This window comes from Exiguobacterium sp. TDN 0502 (assembly GCF_050846835.1).
Classification (GTDB): Bacteria; Bacillota; Bacilli; order Exiguobacteriales; family Exiguobacteriaceae; genus Exiguobacterium_A.
Genome location: NZ_JBOZGJ010000018.1, coordinates 12,789 through 34,379, shown reverse-complemented (window position 1 = coordinate 34,379; position 21,591 = coordinate 12,789). Strand labels below are relative to the sequence as shown.

The 21,591-nt window shown below is 49.9% G+C and carries 20 protein-coding genes and 2 tRNA genes; all 22 read left to right on the top strand.

The features are described 5' to 3' along the window. Positions 1-54 precede the first annotated feature (54 nt). The 22 genes from metG (at position 55) to hpt (ending at position 21,514) form a co-directional block, all read left to right on the top strand. Entirely contained in the window at positions 55-2,040 is a 1,986-nt protein-coding gene (gene metG / locus ACRPK8_RS14550; RefSeq protein WP_432238801.1) for a methionine--tRNA ligase, read from the top strand. 59 nt (positions 2,041-2,099) lie between these two features. Continuing rightward, positions 2,100-2,867, top strand: a complete 768-nt coding sequence (locus ACRPK8_RS14545; protein WP_432238800.1) for a TatD family hydrolase — start codon at positions 2,100-2,102, stop codon at positions 2,865-2,867. Beyond that, complete coding sequence (locus ACRPK8_RS14540; protein WP_432238799.1) at positions 2,864-4,135, top strand: ubiquitin-like domain-containing protein; 1,272 nt, start codon at positions 2,864-2,866, stop codon at positions 4,133-4,135. Before ACRPK8_RS14545 ends, ACRPK8_RS14540 begins: the two co-directional genes overlap by 4 nt. A 66-nt stretch (positions 4,136-4,201) precedes the next feature. After that, complete coding sequence (rnmV, locus tag ACRPK8_RS14535) at positions 4,202-4,759, top strand: ribonuclease M5 (RefSeq protein ID WP_432238798.1); 558 nt, start codon at positions 4,202-4,204, stop codon at positions 4,757-4,759. Continuing rightward, complete coding sequence (gene rsmA, locus ACRPK8_RS14530; protein ID WP_432238797.1) at positions 4,756-5,634, top strand: 16S rRNA (adenine(1518)-N(6)/adenine(1519)-N(6))-dimethyltransferase RsmA; 879 nt, start codon at positions 4,756-4,758, stop codon at positions 5,632-5,634. Before rnmV ends, rsmA begins: the two co-directional genes overlap by 4 nt. Positions 5,635-5,718: 84 nt before the next feature. Next, positions 5,719-5,958, top strand: a complete 240-nt coding sequence (locus ACRPK8_RS14525) for a Veg family protein (RefSeq protein ID WP_012368950.1) — start codon at positions 5,719-5,721, stop codon at positions 5,956-5,958. A gap of 95 nt (positions 5,959-6,053) precedes the next feature. Continuing rightward, positions 6,054-6,914: a 4-(cytidine 5'-diphospho)-2-C-methyl-D-erythritol kinase gene (gene ispE, locus ACRPK8_RS14520; protein WP_432238796.1), complete on the top strand. Its 861-nt coding sequence runs from the start codon at positions 6,054-6,056 to the stop codon at positions 6,912-6,914. 69 nt (positions 6,915-6,983) lie between these two features. Beyond that, positions 6,984-7,823, top strand: a complete 840-nt coding sequence (gene purR, locus ACRPK8_RS14515; RefSeq protein ID WP_432238795.1) for a pur operon repressor — start codon at positions 6,984-6,986, stop codon at positions 7,821-7,823. A gap of 158 nt (positions 7,824-7,981) precedes the next feature. Further along, positions 7,982-8,293 (top strand): septation regulator SpoVG, encoded by a 312-nt coding sequence (gene spoVG / locus ACRPK8_RS14510; RefSeq protein ID WP_238238362.1) that lies wholly within the window; start codon positions 7,982-7,984, stop codon positions 8,291-8,293. A gap of 167 nt (positions 8,294-8,460) precedes the next feature. Further along, positions 8,461-9,810, top strand: coding sequence for a bifunctional UDP-N-acetylglucosamine diphosphorylase/glucosamine-1-phosphate N-acetyltransferase GlmU (gene glmU / locus ACRPK8_RS14505; protein ID WP_432238794.1), 1,350 nt, complete (start codon positions 8,461-8,463; stop codon positions 9,808-9,810). Positions 9,811-9,865: 55 nt separating this feature from the next. Then, a complete protein-coding gene (locus tag ACRPK8_RS14500) occupies positions 9,866-10,822 on the top strand; it encodes a ribose-phosphate diphosphokinase (RefSeq protein ID WP_012368955.1) in 957 nt (318 codons plus the stop codon). An 88-nt stretch (positions 10,823-10,910) separates the two neighbouring features. Then, entirely contained in the window at positions 10,911-11,468 is a 558-nt protein-coding gene (gene pth / locus ACRPK8_RS14495; protein ID WP_432238793.1) for an aminoacyl-tRNA hydrolase, read from the top strand. Between the two features lie 56 nt (positions 11,469-11,524). Next, on the top strand, positions 11,525-15,040 hold the full coding sequence (gene mfd, locus ACRPK8_RS14490; protein WP_432238792.1) for a transcription-repair coupling factor: 3,516 nt from the start codon (positions 11,525-11,527) through the stop codon (positions 15,038-15,040). Next, positions 15,037-16,584, top strand: a complete 1,548-nt coding sequence (locus tag ACRPK8_RS14485) for a putative polysaccharide biosynthesis protein (RefSeq protein WP_432238791.1) — start codon at positions 15,037-15,039, stop codon at positions 16,582-16,584. Before mfd ends, ACRPK8_RS14485 begins: the two co-directional genes overlap by 4 nt. Beyond that, the gene (gene mazG, locus ACRPK8_RS14480) at positions 16,581-18,011 is read left to right on the top strand and encodes a nucleoside triphosphate pyrophosphohydrolase (protein ID WP_432238790.1); all 1,431 of its coding nucleotides are present in this window, start codon (positions 16,581-16,583) and stop codon (positions 18,009-18,011) included. The genes ACRPK8_RS14485 and mazG overlap by 4 nt, the downstream gene beginning before the upstream one ends. Further along, complete coding sequence (locus ACRPK8_RS14475; protein ID WP_432238789.1) at positions 18,008-18,280, top strand: RNA-binding S4 domain-containing protein; 273 nt, start codon at positions 18,008-18,010, stop codon at positions 18,278-18,280. The genes mazG and ACRPK8_RS14475 overlap by 4 nt, the downstream gene beginning before the upstream one ends. A gap of 66 nt (positions 18,281-18,346) precedes the next feature. Beyond that, the gene (locus ACRPK8_RS14470) at positions 18,347-18,724 is read left to right on the top strand and encodes an FtsB family cell division protein (RefSeq protein ID WP_432238788.1); all 378 of its coding nucleotides are present in this window, start codon (positions 18,347-18,349) and stop codon (positions 18,722-18,724) included. Between the two features lie 83 nt (positions 18,725-18,807). Next, a complete protein-coding gene (locus ACRPK8_RS14465; RefSeq protein ID WP_023466558.1) occupies positions 18,808-19,323 on the top strand; it encodes a S1 domain-containing RNA-binding protein in 516 nt (171 codons plus the stop codon). A 153-nt stretch (positions 19,324-19,476) separates the two neighbouring features. Beyond that, positions 19,477-19,553, top strand: a tRNA-Met gene (locus ACRPK8_RS14460). A gap of 9 nt (positions 19,554-19,562) precedes the next feature. Further along, a tRNA-Glu gene (locus ACRPK8_RS14455) sits at positions 19,563-19,634 on the top strand. A 68-nt stretch (positions 19,635-19,702) separates the two neighbouring features. After that, positions 19,703-20,935 (top strand): tRNA lysidine(34) synthetase TilS, encoded by a 1,233-nt coding sequence (gene tilS, locus ACRPK8_RS14450; RefSeq protein WP_432238787.1) that lies wholly within the window; start codon positions 19,703-19,705, stop codon positions 20,933-20,935. Between the two features lie 33 nt (positions 20,936-20,968). Continuing rightward, positions 20,969-21,514 carry a hypoxanthine phosphoribosyltransferase gene (gene hpt, locus ACRPK8_RS14445; protein WP_023466560.1) on the top strand — a complete coding sequence of 182 codons (546 nt, stop codon included), beginning with the start codon at positions 20,969-20,971 and terminating at the stop codon, positions 21,512-21,514. The last annotated feature ends 77 nt before the right edge of the window (positions 21,515-21,591 follow it).

The following is a 21,591-nucleotide window of genomic DNA, read 5'->3' as shown; positions in this document are numbered from 1 at the left end:
TCGACAAAAAGCGAGTTTCGACATCAGCCCCGTAACAGCGTATAATAGCCTATAATGAAGAAGGAAATCAGAGAACGGAGGAATAACATGGCAAAGACATTTTATATCACGACCCCGATTTATTATCCAAGTGCAAAACTACATATCGGTCACGCGTACACGACGGTGGCTGGAGATGCGATGGCACGGTACAAACGACTTCAAGGATTTGACGTCCGATATTTGACAGGTAGCGATGAGCACGGTCAAAAGATCCAGGAAAAAGCAGCGGAAGCCGGGATCTCGGAACAGGCATTCGTCGACGGTGTCGTCGAGCAGATTAAAGTCTTATGGGATCGTCTCGACATCTCGTACGACGATTATATCCGGACGACAGAACCACGTCACAAGAAAGTCGTCGAAAAAGTATTCGAGACACTCCTCGAATCAGGTGATATCTACCTTGGTGAATATGAAGGTTGGTATTCGATTCCGGATGAGACATACTACACGGAATCACAACTCGTCGACGGGAAAAGCCCTGACAGTGGACACCCGGTCGAACTCGTGCGCGAAGAATGTTACTTCTTCCGGATCAGCAAGTACGCGGACCGTCTACTTGAGTACTTTGAAGCGAATCCGTCATTCATCTTGCCAGAATCACGTAAACACGAGATGATCAATAACTTCATTAAACCAGGTCTGCAAGACTTAGCGGTCTCACGGACGACATTCAACTGGGGTGTACAAGTCCCGTCGAATCCGAAACACGTCGTCTACGTCTGGATCGATGCGTTGACGAACTACATCTCGTCACTCGGTTACGGGACGGACGATCACGGTAACTTCGATAAGTACTGGCCAGCAGATGTCCATCTCGTCGGAAAAGAAATCGTTCGTTTCCACACGATCATCTGGCCGGCACTCTTGATGGCGCTTGACCTCCCGTTGCCGAAGAAAGTCTTCGCGCACGGTTGGTTGTTAATGAAGGACGGAAAAATGTCGAAATCAAAAGGGAACGTCGTCGATCCGATTCCATTGACGGATCGTTACGGTCTTGATGCCCTTCGTTATTACCTGTTACGGGAAGTACCATTCGGTTCGGACGGTATGTTCACACCAGAAGCCTTCGTTGAGCGGATGAACTACGATTTAGCGAACGACCTCGGGAACTTACTCAACCGGACAATTGCGATGGTCACGAAATACTTTGACGGTGAGATCCCTGCTTATACAGGCAACGTGACACCGTTTGATGCGACGCTCTCGGATCTTGCGAAAGAAACGGTCACGAAAGTCGAAGCATCGATGGAACATATGGAATTCTCTGTCGTGCTGTCGCACATTTGGCAATTGATCAGTCGTGCCAATAAATACATTGATGAGACACAACCGTGGGTGCTTGCAAAAGACGAAAGCAAAACGGTCGAACTCGGTTCGGTCATGGTGCACCTCGTCGGTGTCCTGCGCCACGTCGCAATCATGCTGCAACCGTTCATGACACGTTCACCAAAAGAGATCTTTGCGCAACTCGGCCTCTCCGGACAAGCGATGGACTGGGCGGCGCTCGAGAAGTTCGCAGATATCACACCGGGAACAAAAGTCGGTACAGCGACACCGATCTTCCCGCGCCTCGACGTCAAAGAAGAAGTCGAAGCGATCGTCGACATGATGCGTCAAGCTTCTGCTGCGCGTGTCGAGGAAGAGGAAGTTGAAGAAGAAGACGAAGACATTCGTCCGGAAACGACGATCGATGTCTTTGATCAAATCGAACTCCGTGTCGGTGAAGTCGTGACGGCTGAAAAAATCAAGAAGGCGAAAAAACTATTGAAGTTACAAGTCGATATGGGCAAAGAAACACGTCAAATCGTCTCGGGTATCGCACAGTGGTATGAGCCGGAAGATTTAGTCGGTCGCAAGGTCATCGTCGTAGCGAACTTAAAACCGGTCACATTACGTGGCGAACTCTCACAAGGAATGGTCCTTGCTGCTGAAAAGGCAGGAAAACTTGAACTGGCGACGGTCCCGTCAACGATGGCGAACGGCGCAAGCGTAAAATAAAACCGATGCCTGTGGACTTCATGTCACAGGCATTTTTTTAAAGAAGGAGTCGAATCAATATGTTAATCGATACACACACTCATTTGAATGCAGACCAATTTGCGGACGATGTCCATGAAACGATTGAGCGGGCACGCGCGAACGGTGTTTCACCGATGATCGTCGTCGGATTCGATCATAAGACGATTGATCGCGCCATGGAACTCGTCGAAGCGTATGACGATCTCTATGCCGTCATCGGGTGGCATCCCGTCGACTCGATTGATTTTGATGAGGAAGCCTATCAAAAGGTCGAGCGGTTGATGGACCACGAAAAAGTCGTCGCCCTCGGAGAAATCGGTCTCGACTACCACTGGGATACGTCACCGAAGGACGTGCAACAGGAAGCTTTCCGGAAACAGATCCGCCTTGCGAAGCAGAAGAAGAAGCCGATTGTCATCCATAACCGGGAAGCGACGGAGGATACGTTACGGATCCTTGAAGAAGAGGATGCACAAGAAGTCGGGGGAATCCTGCACAGCTACAGCATGAGTGCCGAATTATTGCCGCGTTGCCTGGCGATGAATTTCTATATTTCACTCGGTGGTCCCGTCACATTCAAAAATGCGAAAATGCCAAAGCGTGTCGCCCAGGAAGTGCCACTCGACCGTCTGCTCGTCGAAACGGATTGTCCGTATCTGACGCCGACACCACACCGTGGAAAACGTAATGAACCGGCCTATGTCCGGTTCGTCGCTGAAGAGATCGCCCAGCTCCGCGGCATGATGTATGCCGACGTCGAAGCCGCAACGACGGCCAATGCGAAACGGGTCTTCCGTCTGCCATGATGCGTGCACTTTCGTTCATTACGATCGGGTGCAGTCTGTTGCTTGCTGCTGCACTCGTCTACGGGATGATGGATCATCCGCAAACCGTGACCGTCTTGATTGATGGACGGGAACAGCAGGTCAAAACGACGGCTGATTCCGTCTATGGTGTGCTCGAAGAAGCAGGGATCACGACACGTGACAATGATGTGATTGAACCGGCTCTTAGTGCCGATTTACCGAAAAAACGGTTAATCGTCATTCAACGGGCGAAGGAAATCACATTGATCATGGGATACGGTGAGTCCCGTCGTGTTCGGACGCAGGCGCGTCAGGTAAAGGACTTGCTTGCGGAACGTGGCATCAAGAAAGCGGACACCGATGATATCTATCCGTCCTCTGACGCTGTCTTAACGAACGGTATGACAGTTCGGTACCGGGAAGCGTTTCCCGTTGATCTCGTCGTCGGTGGAAAAGCACGACAAATCTACACGTATGAGACGTCAGTCCGGGAATTGTTAGCGCGGGAAGGCGTTCGGCTCCAAAAGGAAGACCGAGTTGCACCGGATCCCGACACCCGTGTGACGGAAGGTACCATGATCACAGTCAACACGACACGTCGGGCGACACTGACACAGGAGCAGCTCGTTCCGTTTGAAATCGAAGAAGTCGAGGATCCGACTTTACCGGAAGGCGAACAACTGGTGACGACATCAGGTCGTCCGGGTGTCCGAACGAAAAAGTATCAGTTGACGCTCGCTGACGGTCTCAGCAAAGAGAAAAAACTGATTGGTGATCAAGTGACACGGACGCCAATCAAACAAGTCGTCAAAGTAGGGACAAAACCCGTCGAAACGCCTGTCGAAACCCCTGTTTTTAACGAAGAACAGGCGACGAATCCACTAGCTGAAACACCAAAGGCCGATGCGGATCTTGATTTTTCGAGTGCGAAGAGCTTGATGGTCGAAGCGACGGCGTATACGAACGATCCGGCTTCAAACGGCAGTCGTTTGTATAACGGTCGCGCCTTGACGGCGACCGGATATGACGTGACCGACACGATCACCTATCAAGGATTGCCGATCATCGCAGTGGATCCAAAAGTCATTCCGCTCGGAACGAAGGTTTACGTCGAAGGAGTGGGTCTTGCGATCGCCCTCGATACAGGCGGCGCCATCAAAGGCAATAAGATCGATCTTTTAGTCGACGGAGAACAAAAAGCGAAGACGTTCGGTCGAAAACAACTGCAAGTCTGGGTCATTCCTAGTGCAACGGAAGCGGACACGTGACGCTTCCTTGTTTTTTTCGTGGAAACAGGTACAATTACGAGAGTGTTTGAAGAAGGTGGAGAGATCATGCGGAAACGCTTAAAAGAAGTCATCGTCGTCGAAGGACGGGATGATACGACACGATTACAAGAAGTCTTTGATGTCGATACAATTGAAACGAACGGCTCAGCCGTTAATGAACAAACGATGCAACGGATTGAGAAGGCCCTTGAACGGCGCGGTGTCATTATTTTCACGGATCCTGATTTTCCGGGAGATCGGATTCGTGCGCGGATCAATGAACGTGTGCCGGGCTGTAAACATGCCTATCTTCCCCGCGCCCAAGCGAAGGATAAGCGCGGGAAAATCGGTGTTGAACATGCCGCACCAGCTGCGATCGAAGAGGCGCTCGCTGCTGTCTATGAGACGGAAGAAGCACCGGTTGCCGAAGTGACGCGAGAGATGATCCTAGCGGCTGACTTGATCGGTGGACCGGCAGCCTCGATCCGTCGACGTCGATTAGGTCAGATTCTAGCAATCGGTGAACCGAATGCAAAACAACTCGTGAAGCGCGTCGCGTCAATCCGGATCACACGGGCAGAGTGGGAAGCGGCTTTGAAACAATTAGAGGAGGAAGAAGTTTGAAAGACATTGCTACATTGCACCGGACGAAAGAAATTTTAGCGAAACATGGCTTTTCGTTTAAAAAATCGTTAGGACAAAACTTTTTAATCGATTTAAATGTATTAGGAAACATTGTCGGGGCGGCTGGATTAACACCTGAGAGCGGTGTACTCGAAATCGGACCGGGAATCGGCTCACTGACGGAACAATCAGCGAAACAGGTAAAAAAAGTCGTCGCTCTCGAGATCGATCAGCGATTGTTACCGATTCTTGACGATACGCTTTCGCCGTATCCGCATACGAAGGTCATTCATGGTGATGCCCTGGAACTTGATCTTTCGACGATCGTTGCTGAGGAGTTCACGCAAGAAGGGATTACCGACATCGCAGTCGTCGCGAACCTGCCGTATTACGTCACGACACCAATCATCATGCGAATCCTTGAAGCGAAAGCACCGTTTCGGACGCTCGTCATGATGATTCAAAAGGAGGTCGCTGAACGGATCGGGGCAAAACCAGGAACAAAGGCGTACGGTTCACTATCAATCGCAATCCAGTACTATGCGGAAGCCGAAGTCTGCTTTACGGTTCCGAAACAAGTCTTCATTCCGGCACCAAATGTCGACTCGGCTGTCATCCGGTTGAACATTCGAAAAGAGCCGGCGGTACAGACGCAGGATGAGGCCCTCTTCTTCGAAGTCGTCCGGGCAAGCTTTGCCCAACGTCGGAAAACGATTTTGAACAACTTGACGACGCACTTCGGAAAAACGGAAAAGGCGGCGGTCGAAGCAGCATTGCTAGACGCCGGAATCGAACCACGTCGTCGCGGAGAAACGCTCAGCCTGCAGGAATTCGCACAGCTAGCAGATGCACTTTTGCCGATTAAAAACCGTTGACGGATGCGGTCAGAACAGATATAATATTTTCCCTTTCTAATATTTATTTAATATGCTATAATAAATATTAGTGAGGTGAAGCGTATGCCAAAGACGTTGAACGAAATCAGACATGTTTTCGAAACACATGTTGGTGAAAGACTGACGCTAAAAGCAAGCGGCGGTCGTAAAAAGGTCGTAACCCGAATCGGAACGCTCGTTGAGACGTATCCTTCGGTGTTTGTAGTCAAGCTAGACGCAGAGCGCCACAATGTCGAGCGAGTTTCTTATAGCTACGCCGACGTGCTAACAGACTCCGTACAAATCGAATTTGCGAATTCGTAAACTTACCTTCCGAAGCGGACAAAATGTTCGCTTCTTTTTTTGTGGAAAGGTTGATACAATTCCTACAGGAAACGAACTAGAGGAGGAACGGCACGATGACGATTATTGTAAAGGCTCCGGCCAAGATCAACCTAGTCCTGGATGCGACGGCAAAGCGCCCGGACGGCTATCACGATGTACATATGGTGATGACGACAGTCGATTTGGCAGACCGTTTGGAATTGACGGAGCTCCCGTCAGGAGAAATTCGGATGAACGCCCAGCATGCTTACGTTCCGAACGACGAACGCAATCTTGCATATAAAGCAGCAGCGATTTTAAAAGAAAAATATGACGTCAAGACAGGGGTCGAAATCTTCTTAGAGAAACACATCCCGGTCGCAGCGGGACTCGCTGGTGGTTCCAGTGACGCGGCAGCGACGTTACGCGGTTTGAACGAGTTATGGCAACTCGGTTTGACGCTTGAAGAGTTGGCGGAAGTCGGCGCGGTGGTTGGCTCCGATGTCCCGTTTTGTGTCATGGGTGGAACGGCGATCGCAACAGGTCGTGGTGAAAAGCTCGAAAAACTCGTCTCACCACCCCCATGCTGGGTTGTCCTTGCCAAACCGACGATCGGTGTTTCGACGGCGGATGTCTACGGTGCGCTTGACCTGAACACGGCAAAACGTCCGAACGTCGAAGCGATGATCGATGCCGTGAAAGAACAAGATTTCCAAGCAATCTGTCAGTCACTCGGTAACGTTCTCGAATCGGTCACGTTACCGATGCACCCGGAAGTCGAGCAGATCAAGGAATTCATGGCAAGTTGTGGTGCAGAAGGTGTTTTGATGAGCGGCAGCGGTCCGACGGTCTTTGCGTTGACGGAGCACGAAAACCGGGCACATCGCCTCTATAATGGATTACGCGGCTTTTGTAACGAAGTCTACGTCGTTCGTCTTTTAGGCGAAAACCATTGATAATATCCGTATGAAAATGATATATTCACTATTGAATATTCGGAATTACGGAGAGGTGGAACAATACAAATGAAAATTCGGAGAAGTGGTCGGTTGGTCGACATGACACGGTACTTGCTGGACCATCCCCATCATCTCGTCTCATTGACGATTTTCGCAGAACGCTACAAATCGGCGAAATCGTCGATCAGTGAAGATTTAGATATCGTCAGTGAGATGCTAGAACATGAAGGAACGGGGCGTCTTGTCACGGTACCAGGGGCAGCAGGTGGCGTCATGTTCATCCCGACGTGGAGCAGTAAAAAGGCGTTACCGTTCATTGATGATTTATGTGAACGTGTTGCACGTCCCGATCGATTGTTGCCTGGTGGCTATCTCTATTTGACGGATTTACTCGGGGATCCGAAGATGGTCAAACAGATGGGACAAGTATTTGCGTCTGTCTTCAGTCAGAAGAAGGTCGATGTCGTCATGACGATCGCGACGAAGGGGATTCCGCTTGCTTATGCGGTCGCTGAGCAACTCGGTGTACCGTTCGTCATCGTCCGTTCGGATAGTCGCGTTACGGAAGGATCAACGGTCAGTATCAACTACGTCTCGGGTTCTTCAAAAGCGATCCGGACGATGGCACTGGCGCGTCGCAGTCTGCCACGCGGAGCAAACGTCCTACTGATTGATGACTTCATGAAAGCCGGGGGAACGATTCGCGGAATGATGAGTCTCTTGAGCGAGTTTGAAGCAAAAGTCGCAGGCGTTGGTGTCTTGATCGAGGCAGAAGGTGCCGAGAAGAAGATGGTCAATGAGTACGTTAGTTTAATGAAACTAGCGGACGTCGATGTCGATCTTGGTCAAATCCAAGTCAAGCGCGGAAATGTCGACCATTATTTCTCAGAGGGCGAGACTACCTGAAATTGACAGCCGCATGGATTGTAACTATACTGTAATTATCAAACTTTTGGAAATTATGCGTAAAAAGATTGGGAAAGACTAAACCTTTGTTTGTTTTAAGCCGTAAGTAGAAGTAGACAACGAAGAGTTGTGACAACGGTTAAAGGAGTGCGGACAAAATGAACGTTACGGACGTTAAAATTCGTCGCGTCGTGGCAGAGGGTCGAATGAAAGCACTTGCCTCTATTACGCTCGACCACGAATTCGTGGTACATGATTTGCGTGTCATCGAAGGGAACAGTGGTCTCTTCGTCGCCATGCCAAGCAAACGAACGCAAGAAGGTATCTTCCGGGATGTCGCTCATCCAATCAATGCATTAATGCGAAAAAAGGTCGAAGATTCAGTACTCGAAGCCTATGCGGCACGTGAGGATCAAGAAGAAGGCGTCGGTTACGAAGTCTCTTCTGTCCAAACGACGGATCAAGCATAAGAAAAAAGACAGCTTTTCTCTTCTTGGGAAAAGCTGTCTTTTTCTCGTTTTTTCCTCGATTCCTCGTCGTCCTATCATTGAATAACGGGGTCATTTTCGTTATAGTTGGAACGAGTGTACTATTTCAGAACGAAATCAACACTAATTTACGTGGAGGAGCGACAAGGATGAATCATTTCGCGGTAATTCTAGCAGCGGGTAAAGGAACTCGGATGAAATCGAAGCTTTACAAAGTACTTCACCCAGTCGCTGGGAAACCTATGGTACAACACGTCGTCGATCAATTAGCGACGCTCGGCGTCAAGCGACAGGTCGTCATCGTCGGTCACGGTGCGGAATCCGTCAAAGAAGTGCTTGGCACATCGGTGGAATACGCACTTCAAAGTGAGCAGCTTGGCACAGGACATGCTGTTCAAATGGCAGAACCCGTACTCGGGAACGAACAGGGAGCAACACTCGTCGTCTGTGGCGATACACCACTCTTGACGAGTGACACACTCGCTTCATTGTTACAACATCATGCGGAGACAAACGCAAAAGTGACTGTCTTGACGGCACTTGCTGACGATCCGACAGGTTACGGACGAATCGTGCGTGGCGAAGACGGAAACGTCTCGAAAATCGTCGAGCATAAGGATGCAAATGCAGAAGAGCTCGCACTTCGGGAAATCAATACCGGGACGTATGTATTCGATAACGAGATGTTGTTCGCGACGCTGAAGCAGGTCAAGAACGATAACGCGCAAGGTGAGTATTACTTACCAGATGTGATCGAGATTGCAAAAGCAGCGGGCGAGACGATTGCAGCGTATGCGGCACCTACGTTTGAAGAGACGATCGGTGTCAATGACCGCGTCGCACTTGCACAAGCGGAAACATCGATGCGCAAGCGTACGAATGAGTACTGGATGCGTCAAGGTGTCACGTTCGTTGATCCGTCTTCGACGTATATCGGACCGGACGTCATGATCGGTTCAGATACTGTTCTTTATCCGGGTACGCAATTACTCGGTCACACCGTCATCGGTTCAGAATGTACGATTGGTCCGAACTCGGATATCCGCAACAGTGAAGTGGCAGATGGCGCAATCGTTCGTCAATCGGTCGTCACGGACAGCAAGATTGGTCCAGCGGCACAAGTCGGTCCATTCGCACATTTACGTCAACAAGCAGTCCTCGGTGCGAACACACGCGTCGGAAACTTCGTTGAGGTCAAAAAATCGACATTTGGCGAAGGTAGCAAATCAGCGCACTTGAGCTATATCGGAGATGCAACGATCGGCGACAACGTCAATCTCGGTTGCGGATCAATCACGGTCAATTACGATGGGAAAAATAAATTCCAGACGATCATTGAAGACGATGCCTTCATCGGCTGTAACGTCAACTTGATCGCACCGGTCACGGTCGGCAAGAATGCCCTTGTTGCTGCCGGATCAACCGTCACGGATGATGTGCCGGAAAACGGTCTCGCGATCGCACGGGAACGTCAAACGACGAAACCCGATTATCGTTAATTCATTACTTGTCGCTCTACTCGTCTAAACCCAAACAAATGGAGGCCACCTACACATGTCTACTGTCTTAGAACATGAAATTCGTATTTTCGCACTCAACTCGAACAAACCACTGGCAGAGGAAATCGCTAAAGTCATCGGAATCCCGGTCAGCGAAAGTTCAGTCAAACACTTCAGTGATGGCGAAATTTCGATGAACATCGAAGAAAGTGTCCGCGGGGATGATATTTACATCATTCAATCGACAAGCCAACCAGTCAACGAAAACCTGATGGAACTTCTCATCATGATCGATGCACTGAAACGGGCGTCTGCACGGACAATCAACGTCGTCATTCCGTATTATGGGTATGCGCGTCAAGACCGCAAAGCACGTTCACGTGAGCCGATCACGGCGAAACTCGTAGCGAACTTGCTTGAAGTAGCAGGGGCGACACGCGTCGTGACGATGGATCTCCATGCAGCACAAATCCAAGGGTTCTTCGATATTCCAGTAGATCAGTTGATGGGTGTACCGCTTCTCGCGTCATACTTCGAGAAAAAGAACATCGATCCAAACGAACTCGTCATCGTTTCTCCAGACCATGGCGGTGTCACACGGGCACGTAAATTAGCAGAACAATTAAAAGCACCAATCGCGATCATCGACAAACGCCGTCCGAAACCGAACGTCGCAGAAGTCATGAACATCGTTGGTCAGGTCGATGGCAAAATCGCCATCATCATCGATGACATCATCGATACAGCGGGTACGATCACACTTGCAGCGAACGCTTTGATCGAAAACGGAGCGAAACAAGTCTATGCATGTTGTACACACCCTGTTCTTTCAGGTCCAGCAATGGAACGGATCGAGAACTCAGCGATCGAAGAACTCGTCGTCTTGAACACGATCGATTTGACACAACGCGAATGTGCAAGCAAAATCAAACAAATCTCTGTGGCACGCTTGCTTGCAGAAGCAATCATCCGTGTACACGAACAGAAATCAATCAGCCCGCTCTTCAGCTGATTGCTTGATGCATACGAACGACGTGGTCCGGTTTATTGAAATCGGACCCTTGTTCGTTTACTTTTTTAAACAGAAATGAGGAATCGATATGAAATGTATCGTCGGATTAGGGAATCCCGGAGCGAAGTATGCGAATACGCGCCACAACATCGGTTTTCTTGCGATCGATGCCTTAGCGGAGAAGCACGGGATCGCACTCTCAGAATCGAAGTTTAAAGCCCTCTTCGGAACGGGAATGATAAACGGAGAACGTGTCGTGCTCGTGAAGCCATTGACGTATATGAACATATCAGGTGAAGCGGTGCGACCGTTACTTGATTTCTATAAGATTGCGGTCGAAGATATGCTCGTCATCTATGATGATTTAGATCTGCCGCTTGAGAAACTACGTTTACGTTCGAAAGGCAGTGCAGGCGGTCATAATGGCGTCAAGTCGTTGATCCAGCACCTCGGGACACAGGAAATCAAACGTCTCAAACTCGGCGTCGGTCGACCACCGGCACCGATCCAAGTCATCGACTGGGTGTTGATGAATTTTTCAAAGGCGGAACAAGGAAGCCTGCAACATGTACTCAATGCGTCTGTCGATGTAGCGACGGACTTCATAGACACACCGTTTCTCGCTTTGATGAATCGGTATAACTGAACGCAACGCTTTGGGGTTCCAAAGCGTTTTTGCTGTCGTGTTTTAGGAGGAAGAAGATGAAACAATTACAAGAACTCTTACTAGCGATTCCTGAAATCAAGACGGTTCGGGAACGCTTCCGAGATGGTGTCAATGCACAGTTGATCACCGGTTTGATGAATAGCGGAAAAGCACTGTTTGTCGCCGGGATTTATCAGGAGACAAAACGTCGATTCGTGCTCGTGACGCATAATATGTTCCAAGCGCAAAAACTGTATGATGATTTGATTGAACTCGTACCGGAAGAAGATGTCATGCTCTATCCGGTCGACGAGACGTTAGCAGCGGAACTTTCTTACGGGGCGAGTCCAGAATTGCGGGCAACGCGGATCGAGACCCGCCATCGTCTACTGACGACGGACGACGGGATCCTGATCATTCCGCTCGTCGGTTTACGGCGCTATGTTCCGGATGCACAGACGTTCCTGTCACACGTCAAACAGGTCAAACCAGGCGATATCTTGTCGATCCCGGACTTCGTCCAGGATTTAGTCGATGCGGGATATGAACGGACAGCGACCGTGACGACACCAGGTGAATTTGCTGTGCGCGGAAGTATCATCGATATCTATCCGCTGACGGTCGAACGTCCGTACCGGCTCGACCTATTTGATGAGGAAGTCGATTCAATCTATACATTCGATGCGGAGACCCAACGCTCGCTCGGTGTCGTCGCAGAAGCATGTTTGATGCCAGCAGCGGAGCACTTCGCGACGAAGGATCAGTTGAAGGACGCGGGTGAAAAAGTCCGCCGTCTCTATGAGGCGACAAAAGAGCGCGTCCAAAGTACGGAAGTCCTTGCGGCACTCGAAGAAGGGATCGCTTACGACGTCGAATTGCTAGAAAACGGTGATCAACCGAAACAATTCGCGAAGTATGCACCGGTTCTCTATACGTCGACGTTACGTCAAGACGTGACGGGCAGTGTCTTGATCGTTGATGAAGTCGCGCGGGTTGAAGAAGCGGCGGAAGTCCAGGATGCGGAGGAGGCGGAATGGATGGCGTCGCTCATTGAACGCGGACAAAGCGTCAGTGATTATGTCCTGTCGGTTCCGATGGCACATGTCTTTGAAGGACAACCGTTGTTGTACCTCTCGCTACTACCGACACGCCGCAGTGGGGTACCGGAGAGTGCAGCGATCCACTTCAATATCAAACCGATTGCGCCGTTCCACGGTCAGATGGAGCGCCTAAAGCAAGAAGTCGACCGATATCGTCGCGCTGACATGTGGATGGTCTTCTTAGCGAGTAACAGGGAACGTGCCGAGCGGATGCGCCAAACGTTATCCGATTATGGGGTGGAAGCCTCGATCGTAACAAAAGAAGGCATCACCCGTGGTCAACCGGCAATCCTAATTGGGGGAATCCATGGTGGATTCGAGATGACGAATGCACGTCTCGTCGTCATCACGGAAGAGGAAGTCTTCAAACAACCGGCGCGCCGCCGGAAGCAGACGACGAAATTGACGAACGCTGAACGGATCAAAAGCTACCAGGAACTAAAAACCGGTGATTACGTCGTCCATATCCATCACGGGATCGGTCGGTACCATGGCATCAAGACGATTGATGTTGCCGGCAATCATCAGGATTATCTCCATCTCGTTTACGCGGGAGAGGACTCGTTGTATGTTCCTGTCGACCAGATCGACTTGATCCAAAAGTACGTCGGGGCGGAAGGAAAAGAGCCAAAAATCTATAAACTCGGTGGGACAGAATGGAAAAAGGTCAAAGCGAAGGTCCAGAAATCGGTCGAGGATATCGCGGATGAGTTAATCAAGCTCTATGCGGCTCGTGAAGCAGCTGTCGGTTTTGCGTTCCCAGAGGACGATGATAACATGCAGGCGTTCGAGGCTTCGTTCCCGTACGAGGAGACGGTCGATCAGTTGCGGTCGATCGCCGAGATTAAAAAAGACATGGAACGTCCGCGCCCGATGGATCGTCTCTTGTGTGGCGACGTCGGGTACGGAAAAACAGAAGTGGCGATTCGAGCGGCGTTTAAAGCAGTCATGTCTGGAAAACAAGTCGCGTTGCTCGTACCGACGACCGTCCTTGCGCAACAGCATTATGAAACGATGCTTGAGCGATTCAGTGAATGGCCGATTCGAGTATCGGTCATGAGCAGGTTCCGTTCACCGGCAGAATTAAAGGCGACAAAACAAGGACTAAAAGAGGGAACGATCGATGTCGTCGTCGGAACGCATCGTGTGTTGTCGAAAGACGTCCAGTTCGCTGATATCGGATTGTTGATCATCGATGAGGAGCAACGGTTCGGTGTCAAACACAAGGAACGCCTGAAACAGTTGAAGACGAACGTCGACGTCTTGACGTTGACGGCAACACCGATTCCGCGGACATTGCACATGTCGATGATCGGAATCCGCGATCTTTCGGTCCTTGAGACACCGCCGGAAAACCGATACCCGGTCCAGACGTATGTCATGGAATACGACGGAATCGTCATGCGGGAAGCGCTCGAGCGGGAACTCGGACGCGGTGGACAAGCGTTCTTCCTCTATAACCGGGTCGAAGGCATTGAGCGAAAGGCAGAAGAGATTCGCGCGCTCGTACCGGAAGCGAGGATCGTCACGGCGCACGGTCGGATGACGGAAACGGAACTCGAAAGTCAGCTGATCGCCTTCTTCGAAGGAGATGCCGACGTCCTCGTCAGTACGACGATCATTGAGACAGGGATTGATATCCCGAACGTCAATACGCTGATCGTTCATGACGCCGATCAAATGGGCTTATCGCAACTGTATCAATTGCGCGGTCGTGTCGGGCGCTCCAGTCGTGTCGCTTATTCGTACTTTACGTACCGTCCGCAAAAACGTTTGACGGAAGTGGCGGAAAGTCGTCTGCAGGCGATCAAGGAATTCACGGAGCTTGGAAGTGGCTTTAAAATCGCCATGCGTGACTTATCGATTCGTGGTGCCGGGAACTTACTCGGTTCGCAACAATCTGGCTTCATCGATTCCGTTGGTTTCGATCTCTATTCACAGATGCTCGCAGAAGCAGTCGAGGAACGGAAAGAACGGATGAAAGGTAAAAAACGAGTCGAGAAATTCGTACCTGAGTTCACGTTCAGCCTCGATGCCTATATTCCATCGCACTACATGACGGACTCCGAGCTGAAAATCGAGTTCTATAAACGTTTGAAATATGTCGATACCGTCGACAGTCTCGAACAACTCGAAACGGAAATGCTCGAACGCTTCGGTGAATTCCCGGATGAGGTCGCCCGTTTGATTCAGTTGACACGGATGCGGATTCTTGCCGAACGGGCGCGGATCGAACGTGTCAAACAAACCGATCCGAAAATCGAGATCGTCCTGTCGCTCCAAGCGACACAGCAGCTGGATGTAGCCGATTTCGTCAAATGGACCGTTCCGCTTGGACGTGGTTTAGGAATGGGACAACAAGACCAAAAACTCGTCTTGACCCTCAACCGGAACAAACAGTCGACGCAACAGATGACGATGCAGGCAGAGCAGTTGCTCGCAGAGCTTGATCGCCGGCTCGTCGCACGATGAATAAACGGACGATTGCACAAGGTGCGGCACTACTTGCCATCTCTAGTTATATCTCGAAACTGCTCAGTTTCTTTTACCGGATTCCGTATCAGAACCTTGCAGGTGATTTTGGTCTGTATGTCTACCAGACCGTCTACCCGTTATTTGCGATCGCGGCAGCGCTAGGGATTTACGCGCTGCCCGTCATCGTGGCGAAGTTGACCCTTCACCACCCGGACGAGAAGCGAGAAGTCCTTTGGTCGATCTTTTACGTCTTACTCGGCATGACAGTCTTCTTTGGTCTGCTCGGTTGGTGGATCGCCCCGACACTTGCCGGATGGTTTGGGGATGACAAACTCGTCGTTCCTTTGCGAGCCGTCACGTGTACGTTTTATTTGTTACCAGTGATTGCCGTGTTAAGAGGAATGTTTCAGGCGGATCTTGAGATGCGACCGACGGCTGTATCGCAAGTATCAGAAAATGCCGTCCGTGTCGGACTGCTGTTACTCGTGACCTATATCGGCGTCTCGATGCAAGCAGACCCGTATTGGATTGGAGCCAGTGCTCATTTGACAGCAATCGGCGGCAGTATCGTCTCGTTACTCGTCCTGTTACGGTTTGCCAAAGGAAAGATCGGTCGTCCGGTATTTTCAAGCGTTCACGTCCGTCGGGTCGGTAAGGTCCTCGTCACGAGCGGAGTGGCGGTCAGTATCGCGTCACTTGCCTTGCTACTGATGCAATTGATTGATGGGTTGACATTCGTCAATCTGCTTGGCAACACGACGGAGACAAAAATCGAAAAAGGGGTCCTCGACCGTGGGTATCCGTTACTTCAATTCGCGATTTTATTTGCGACGTCGATGAGTCTAGCGAGTGTGCCATCGCTTTCGACTGCGTACCGGAAGCGTGAGAAGGCGTTGATGCGCCAACAGCTTGAAACGCTCCTGCGTTCAGGATTACTGATTGCTGCTGCGGCGACGGTCGGATTAATGGGTGTGATGCGTCCGCTCAACGTTGCGCTATATCAAAACGACCAAGGAACGACAGGACTGATTTGGCTTGCCGCGACAGCGTTCGCTGCTTCGATTGCGATGATGATCGTCTCCTGTTTGCAATCGGTCGATGCTGAAAAATACGCACTTGTTGGTGTTCTTGTCGGACTAGGGACAAAGCTCGCGCTGAACCTCTATTTCATCCCGCGATATGGTATGATCGGGGCGGGTATGGCGACGTTTGGCGGTTTTGCCGTCATGGCGGCAGCGCAGTGGTTGTTATTGAACCGTAAATTCGGTCGGGTATCGGCGGGAAATGCTTTTTACCGACGACTGGTCTTACCTGTACTCGCCATGGGTGTGTTTCTTTACCTGGTCGAAACACTCTTTCAGCTGTTCGATCTTGAAACACGGATCGGTGCGACGCTTGAAGTCGGTGTTCTCGTCATCGGGGGTGCCGTCCTTTATGGCAGTATCGCTTTGCGTACCCATGTGTTAACGAAGCAGGAATGGGCATTGTTGCCCTTAGGAGATAAACTGTATCAGATACATCAACGTAGGAGGAGTATATGACACACCGAATTACAATCGTCGGCCTTGGCGTCGGCGAGCTGGAACAATTGCCGTTTGGCATCTATCGATTATTAAAAAATACGACACAACCCGTCTATTTGCGGACAATGGATCATCCGGTCGTTTCAGAACTCGCTGCAGAGGGAATGAACTTTACATCATTTGACTCGGTTTATGAACGACATAGCCGCTTTGAGGATGTGTACACAGAAATCGTCGAGGAGTTACTTCGACTTGCCGAGACGACGGACATCATCTACGCCGTACCGGGGCATCCTCTAGTTGCTGAGAGTACGGTGCAACAGTTATTAGAGCGGACGGACGCGGTCGACATCGTAGGGGGACAAAGTTTTCTCGATCCGATGTTTGCAGCGCTCGGCGTAGATCCGATTGAAGGATTCCAGTTACTTGATGCTACGGCATTTGCTGTCGATGAAGCACAGATTCGTCAACATCTACTGATCGGACAAGTCTATGATGCGCTCGTCGCGGGTGATTTAAAGGTCCAGCTGATGGAACGGTATCCGGATGAACATCTGGTGACACTCGTCACGGCAGCTGGTACAAGCCAACAAACCGTTCAAAAGGTACCATTGTATGAACTCGATCATGTGACGACGCTCAGTAACTTGACGACGGTCTATGTTCCGCCTGTCACGGATGAGCAAACGTTAAATCGAGATTTTGCGACATTAAAAGAAATCATCGCCCGATTACGCGGTGAAGGTGGTTGTCCGTGGGATCAGGAGCAGACGCATGAATCCTTAAAACGACATTTAATCGAAGAATCTTACGAATTACTGGAAGCCATCGACCTTCAGGACGATAACTTAATGATAGAAGAGTTAGGGGATGTCCTCTTACAGGTCATGCTTCATGCGCAAATCGGTCTCGATGAAGGCTATTTTGATATCCGGGACGTCATCGGAAGCGTCAGTGATAAGATGATTCGACGCCATCCGCATGTCTTCGGGGAAACGACCGTCAATTCTTCGGACGACGTCGTCTCGAACTGGCAAGACATCAAAGCGCAAGAAAAACCAGAGCGGACTTCCTTGCTTGACGGTGTGACGAAAGGAGCACCTGCCTTGATGCGGGCTGAAGACATTCAAAAGAAAGTAGCGAAAGTCGGTTTTGAATGGAATGACGTCGAGGGGGCACTTGGAAAAGTTGCCGAAGAGATCCGGGAGTTACAAGAAGCCTCACCAGAGGAACGACTTGGTGAATTCGGAGACGTTCTGTTTTCGATGACGCTCGTCGGAAAATACCTCGGTCTATCGGCAGAAGAGGGACTGCAACGGACGAATGATAAATTCATCCGTCGCTTTATGCGAATGGAGCAACTAGCGGATCGGCCGCTCGTTGAGATGACGCTTGAAGAGCAAGATTTGCTCTGGCACCAAGCGAAGCAGGAGGAAAAGTCATGAGACTTGATAAATTTTTAAAGGTATCGCGTCTGATCAAACGACGGACGCTGGCAAAAGAAGTGGCCGATCAAGGTCGGATTACGATTAACGGTACGGTTGCGAAAGCAAGCAGTACGGTCGCAGCAGGTGATGAGATGACGATCCGGTTCGGAAACAAGATCGTCACGGTTGCTGTCTCAAGCATTAAAGAACATGCGAAAAAAGAAGAAGCATCTGACATGTATGAGATTGTCCGTGAAGAAAAGGTGAATTCCGAGGAATCGATGTAATTTACCGGAAAAAGGAAGTATACTAAAGAGTGTCAGCAATGACCACTCAGAAAGAGGAGGGATGATATGCCAACACCGCTCGAATCAGGGCGTCAAACGCCGAAAATCAAGCCGCTCAATGACCGTAAGAAGCAATTGAGTCAGAATGCCATCGAAAACCGCCGACGTCTCAAAAATCGCTTTTTCTTATGTCTGACCGTCTTTTTGCTCATCTTTTCCCTCATGGGGTGGTCATATATGGAAAAACGGCAATTGATTGCGGAACAAAAGCAGTCGTTTCAAGTAGCGCAACAGGAACAGACAAAGGCGAAAAAAGAGACGGCTCGACTGAAAGAGGAGATCACCCGTCTGAACGATAAAGAATATGTAGCGAACTTAGCCCGGAGCGAGTTGCTCTATTCGAAAAAAGGGGAAACGATCTTCTACTTTTCACCGGAAGACTAATTGAAGGTTGCCGATTGATTGAAAAAAGAATGAATCACTCGTATAATAAGAAACGAATCAACTAAAAAGGAGCAATACAATTTATGTCGATTGAAGTAGGCAGCAAAGTGCAAGGGAAAGTAACAGGCATCACGAATTTCGGAGCGTTCGTCGAGTTACCAACAGGGAAAACTGGTCTTGTTCACATCAGTGAAGTGGCAGATTCTTACGTTAAAGACATCAATGATGTATTGACGGTTGGTCAAGAGATCACCGTTAAAGTCTTAAGTGTTGAAAATGATGGTAAGATTGGTCTTTCCATCAAAAAAGCCGTCGATCGTCCGGAAGGCGAACGTCCACGTCCAGCACGTCAGTTCGACCGCGGACCACGTCCAGCAGGACAAGATCGTGGACCACGTTCGTTCGATAACAAAGGACCACGTGGAGGCGGTAACCGTGGAGGCTTCAATAAAGGCGGCCGTGGTACACCACCACCGCGTAAAGAGCAATCGTTCGATACGCTGATGTCTAGTTTCCTGAAAGATAGTGAAGATCGTCTTGCTACATTGAAACGTCAAACGGATTCAAAACGTGGCGGACGCGGTGCAAAACGTCAATAACTTGCTGACCTGTTCTTTATAAGAATAGAGATGGAATGACGTCGTTCATTCCATCTTTTATTTTTTTAAAATTATTTTTAGAAAAAGCGTTGACTTTCATTTGACCTGCCCGTATTATAGAAAATGTGCTTAAGACGCACGAGTTAAAAATATGGCGGTGTAGCTCAGCTGGCTAGAGCGTACGGTTCATACCCGTGAGGTCGTGGGTTCGACTCCCTCCGCCGCTACCATATTTTTTTGGCCCGTTGGTCAAGCGGTTAAGACACCGCCCTTTCACGGCGGTAACACGGGTTCGAATCCCGTACGGGTCATTCTCAAAAGCTATCTCTATTATATAGAGATAGCTTTTTTTAGGTTCTAAGAAAGGAGTGGAGTGATCGTGGAAGGTGTACCGTTCGTACCTCTTGTAGTCGGTGTATCGGGAGGATGTGATTCCATGGTACTCATCGACCGGTTGTACCGGGAAGGATATGATGTTGCGATTGCGCACGTGCACCACGGATTACGGGAAGCATCCGATGAGGAAGCCCGTTTCATTGAATCATGGGCGGCGTCCCGTGCTATCCCGTTTTTCATGACCCGTTTGGACTGGACAGGACGAGTCAGTTCCCAAGCCGCTTGTCGCGAAGCGCGATATGCCTTTTTTGAACGCATCATGGAAGCGACGGCCCGTTTTCGACTGATTCTTGCTCATCATCAAGATGATCAGGTCGAGACGCTGCTCATTCAACTCGTTCGGGGGGAAGCTAACATCGACGGGATTCCTGATATTCGTCCGTTTGGAAACGGTTGGTTGCATCGCCCGTTGTTGAGGGAGTCGAAGCAGGAGCTGCTTGAATACGCTGAGCAATATAAGGTACCATGGCGGGAAGATATGTCAAATGCAGAGACGACCTATCTGCGAAATCAGATCCGGCATACCGTTCTTCCGCCACTGCGGGAGAGCCGTCCCGGTTTTGAACACGCGACGGTCGCTGCGGCTCATGCGCGACAGCGCATCACGCGCGAGCACGCGACCTTCGTTGCGACCTATCTCAAGCGGTGTCAAGAAGAGCGGGGATTTCCGATAGGACGCATTTTGGAATTGCCGGCCGATTTACAACGGTTCGTCCTGCCGACCTTAACAGGAGAGACGTTTTCTTCGGACGTGATTACTCGCTTCATCTCGTGGCTTCGGGTGGATAAGGGCTCGGACGAAGTGTATTATGGAAACTGGAGGATGCGACGTGCTTATGGCTTTTTGATGCAAGATCGTGTGATACGGTCAATGAATGACGATTTACCGTTTCAAGTAGGGGAGAATTTGGGAACGTATCATTATGGTGAACAAATGGTTCGCTTCTCCACCGGAAACCAAGGTATCCCGCTGGATGCGATTACGTTTCCGCTGACAGTACGCCGACCGCTTCCGGGAGACCGGATCCAGCTTGCGGTTGGTTCGAAAAAAGTCAGTCGAATCCTGATTGATGCGAAGGTTCCGCGTTATCTCCGGGACCACATTCCGGTCGTCGTCGATGCAAATGGAGTGATTTTAGCCGTCATTGGACATCGAATTGCAATATTCGGGTCATTTGAACTCCTCGCAAAATCTTATTTAATGATAGAATGGTAATGTAGTGTTTATTATGGAGGAGGAATACCTAGCATGACCTTGATGAACGATATGGAAAAAGTACTGATTTCAGAAGAAGAGATCCAAAATAAAGTGGGCGAACTCGCCGGCGAACTGACAGCGGATTATCATGATCGTTTTCCGTTGCTTGTGTGTGTCTTAAAAGGTGCCATGCCTTTCATGTCCGATCTTGTTAAAAAGATGGATATGCACCTTGAGATGGACTTCATGGACGTTTCGACGTATCACGGTGGAACTACATCAACTGGTGAAGTCAAGATTGAAAAAGATTTGAACACATCAGTAGAAGGACGCGACATCTTGATTGTCGAAGATATCATCGACAGCGGATTAACGCTTGGTTACCTCGTCGACCTCTTCAAGTACCGGAAAGCGAAGTCCGTTAAAATCGTGACATTGCTCGACAAACCGACAGGACGTAAGAATGACTTGCATGCAGATTACAGCGGCTTCGTCATTCCGCACGAATTCGTCGTCGGCTATGGTCTCGATTACGAAGAGAAGTACCGGAACCTTCCGTATGTAGGTGTCTTGAAACCTGCAGTCTACGGCGGCTAATTATTTTTAATCTCGTCTGTCCCATGATAAGATGAAACCAATTACAAAGCGCGCCCTGTCGCGCCAGGATTCGTATT

Excerpts from the sequence above, each read along its gene's own strand:
- hpt (WP_023466560.1), top strand. The coding sequence starts at position 20,969 with ATGACCTTGATGAACGATATGGAAAAAGTACTGATTTCAGAAGAAGAG.
- ACRPK8_RS14540 (WP_432238799.1), top strand. The coding sequence starts at position 2,864 with ATGATGCGTGCACTTTCGTTCATTACGATCGGGTGCAGTCTGTTGCTT.
- ACRPK8_RS14545 (WP_432238800.1), top strand. The coding sequence starts at position 2,100 with ATGTTAATCGATACACACACTCATTTGAATGCAGACCAATTTGCGGAC.
- ACRPK8_RS14470 (WP_432238788.1), top strand. The coding sequence starts at position 18,347 with ATGCCAACACCGCTCGAATCAGGGCGTCAAACGCCGAAAATCAAGCCG.
- rnmV (WP_432238798.1), top strand. The coding sequence starts at position 4,202 with ATGCGGAAACGCTTAAAAGAAGTCATCGTCGTCGAAGGACGGGATGAT.
- metG (WP_432238801.1), top strand. The coding sequence starts at position 55 with ATGAAGAAGGAAATCAGAGAACGGAGGAATAACATGGCAAAGACATTT.
- purR (WP_432238795.1), top strand. The coding sequence starts at position 6,984 with ATGAAAATTCGGAGAAGTGGTCGGTTGGTCGACATGACACGGTACTTG.
- pth (WP_432238793.1), top strand. The coding sequence starts at position 10,911 with ATGAAATGTATCGTCGGATTAGGGAATCCCGGAGCGAAGTATGCGAAT.
- ispE (WP_432238796.1), top strand. The coding sequence starts at position 6,054 with ATGACGATTATTGTAAAGGCTCCGGCCAAGATCAACCTAGTCCTGGAT.
- spoVG (WP_238238362.1), top strand. The coding sequence starts at position 7,982 with ATGAACGTTACGGACGTTAAAATTCGTCGCGTCGTGGCAGAGGGTCGA.
- ACRPK8_RS14525 (WP_012368950.1), top strand. The coding sequence starts at position 5,719 with ATGCCAAAGACGTTGAACGAAATCAGACATGTTTTCGAAACACATGTT.
- ACRPK8_RS14475 (WP_432238789.1), top strand. The coding sequence starts at position 18,008 with ATGAGACTTGATAAATTTTTAAAGGTATCGCGTCTGATCAAACGACGG.
- ACRPK8_RS14465 (WP_023466558.1), top strand. The coding sequence starts at position 18,808 with ATGTCGATTGAAGTAGGCAGCAAAGTGCAAGGGAAAGTAACAGGCATC.
- glmU (WP_432238794.1), top strand. The coding sequence starts at position 8,461 with ATGAATCATTTCGCGGTAATTCTAGCAGCGGGTAAAGGAACTCGGATG.
- ACRPK8_RS14500 (WP_012368955.1), top strand. The coding sequence starts at position 9,866 with ATGTCTACTGTCTTAGAACATGAAATTCGTATTTTCGCACTCAACTCG.
- mazG (WP_432238790.1), top strand. The coding sequence starts at position 16,581 with ATGACACACCGAATTACAATCGTCGGCCTTGGCGTCGGCGAGCTGGAA.
- ACRPK8_RS14485 (WP_432238791.1), top strand. The coding sequence starts at position 15,037 with ATGAATAAACGGACGATTGCACAAGGTGCGGCACTACTTGCCATCTCT.
- mfd (WP_432238792.1), top strand. The coding sequence starts at position 11,525 with ATGAAACAATTACAAGAACTCTTACTAGCGATTCCTGAAATCAAGACG.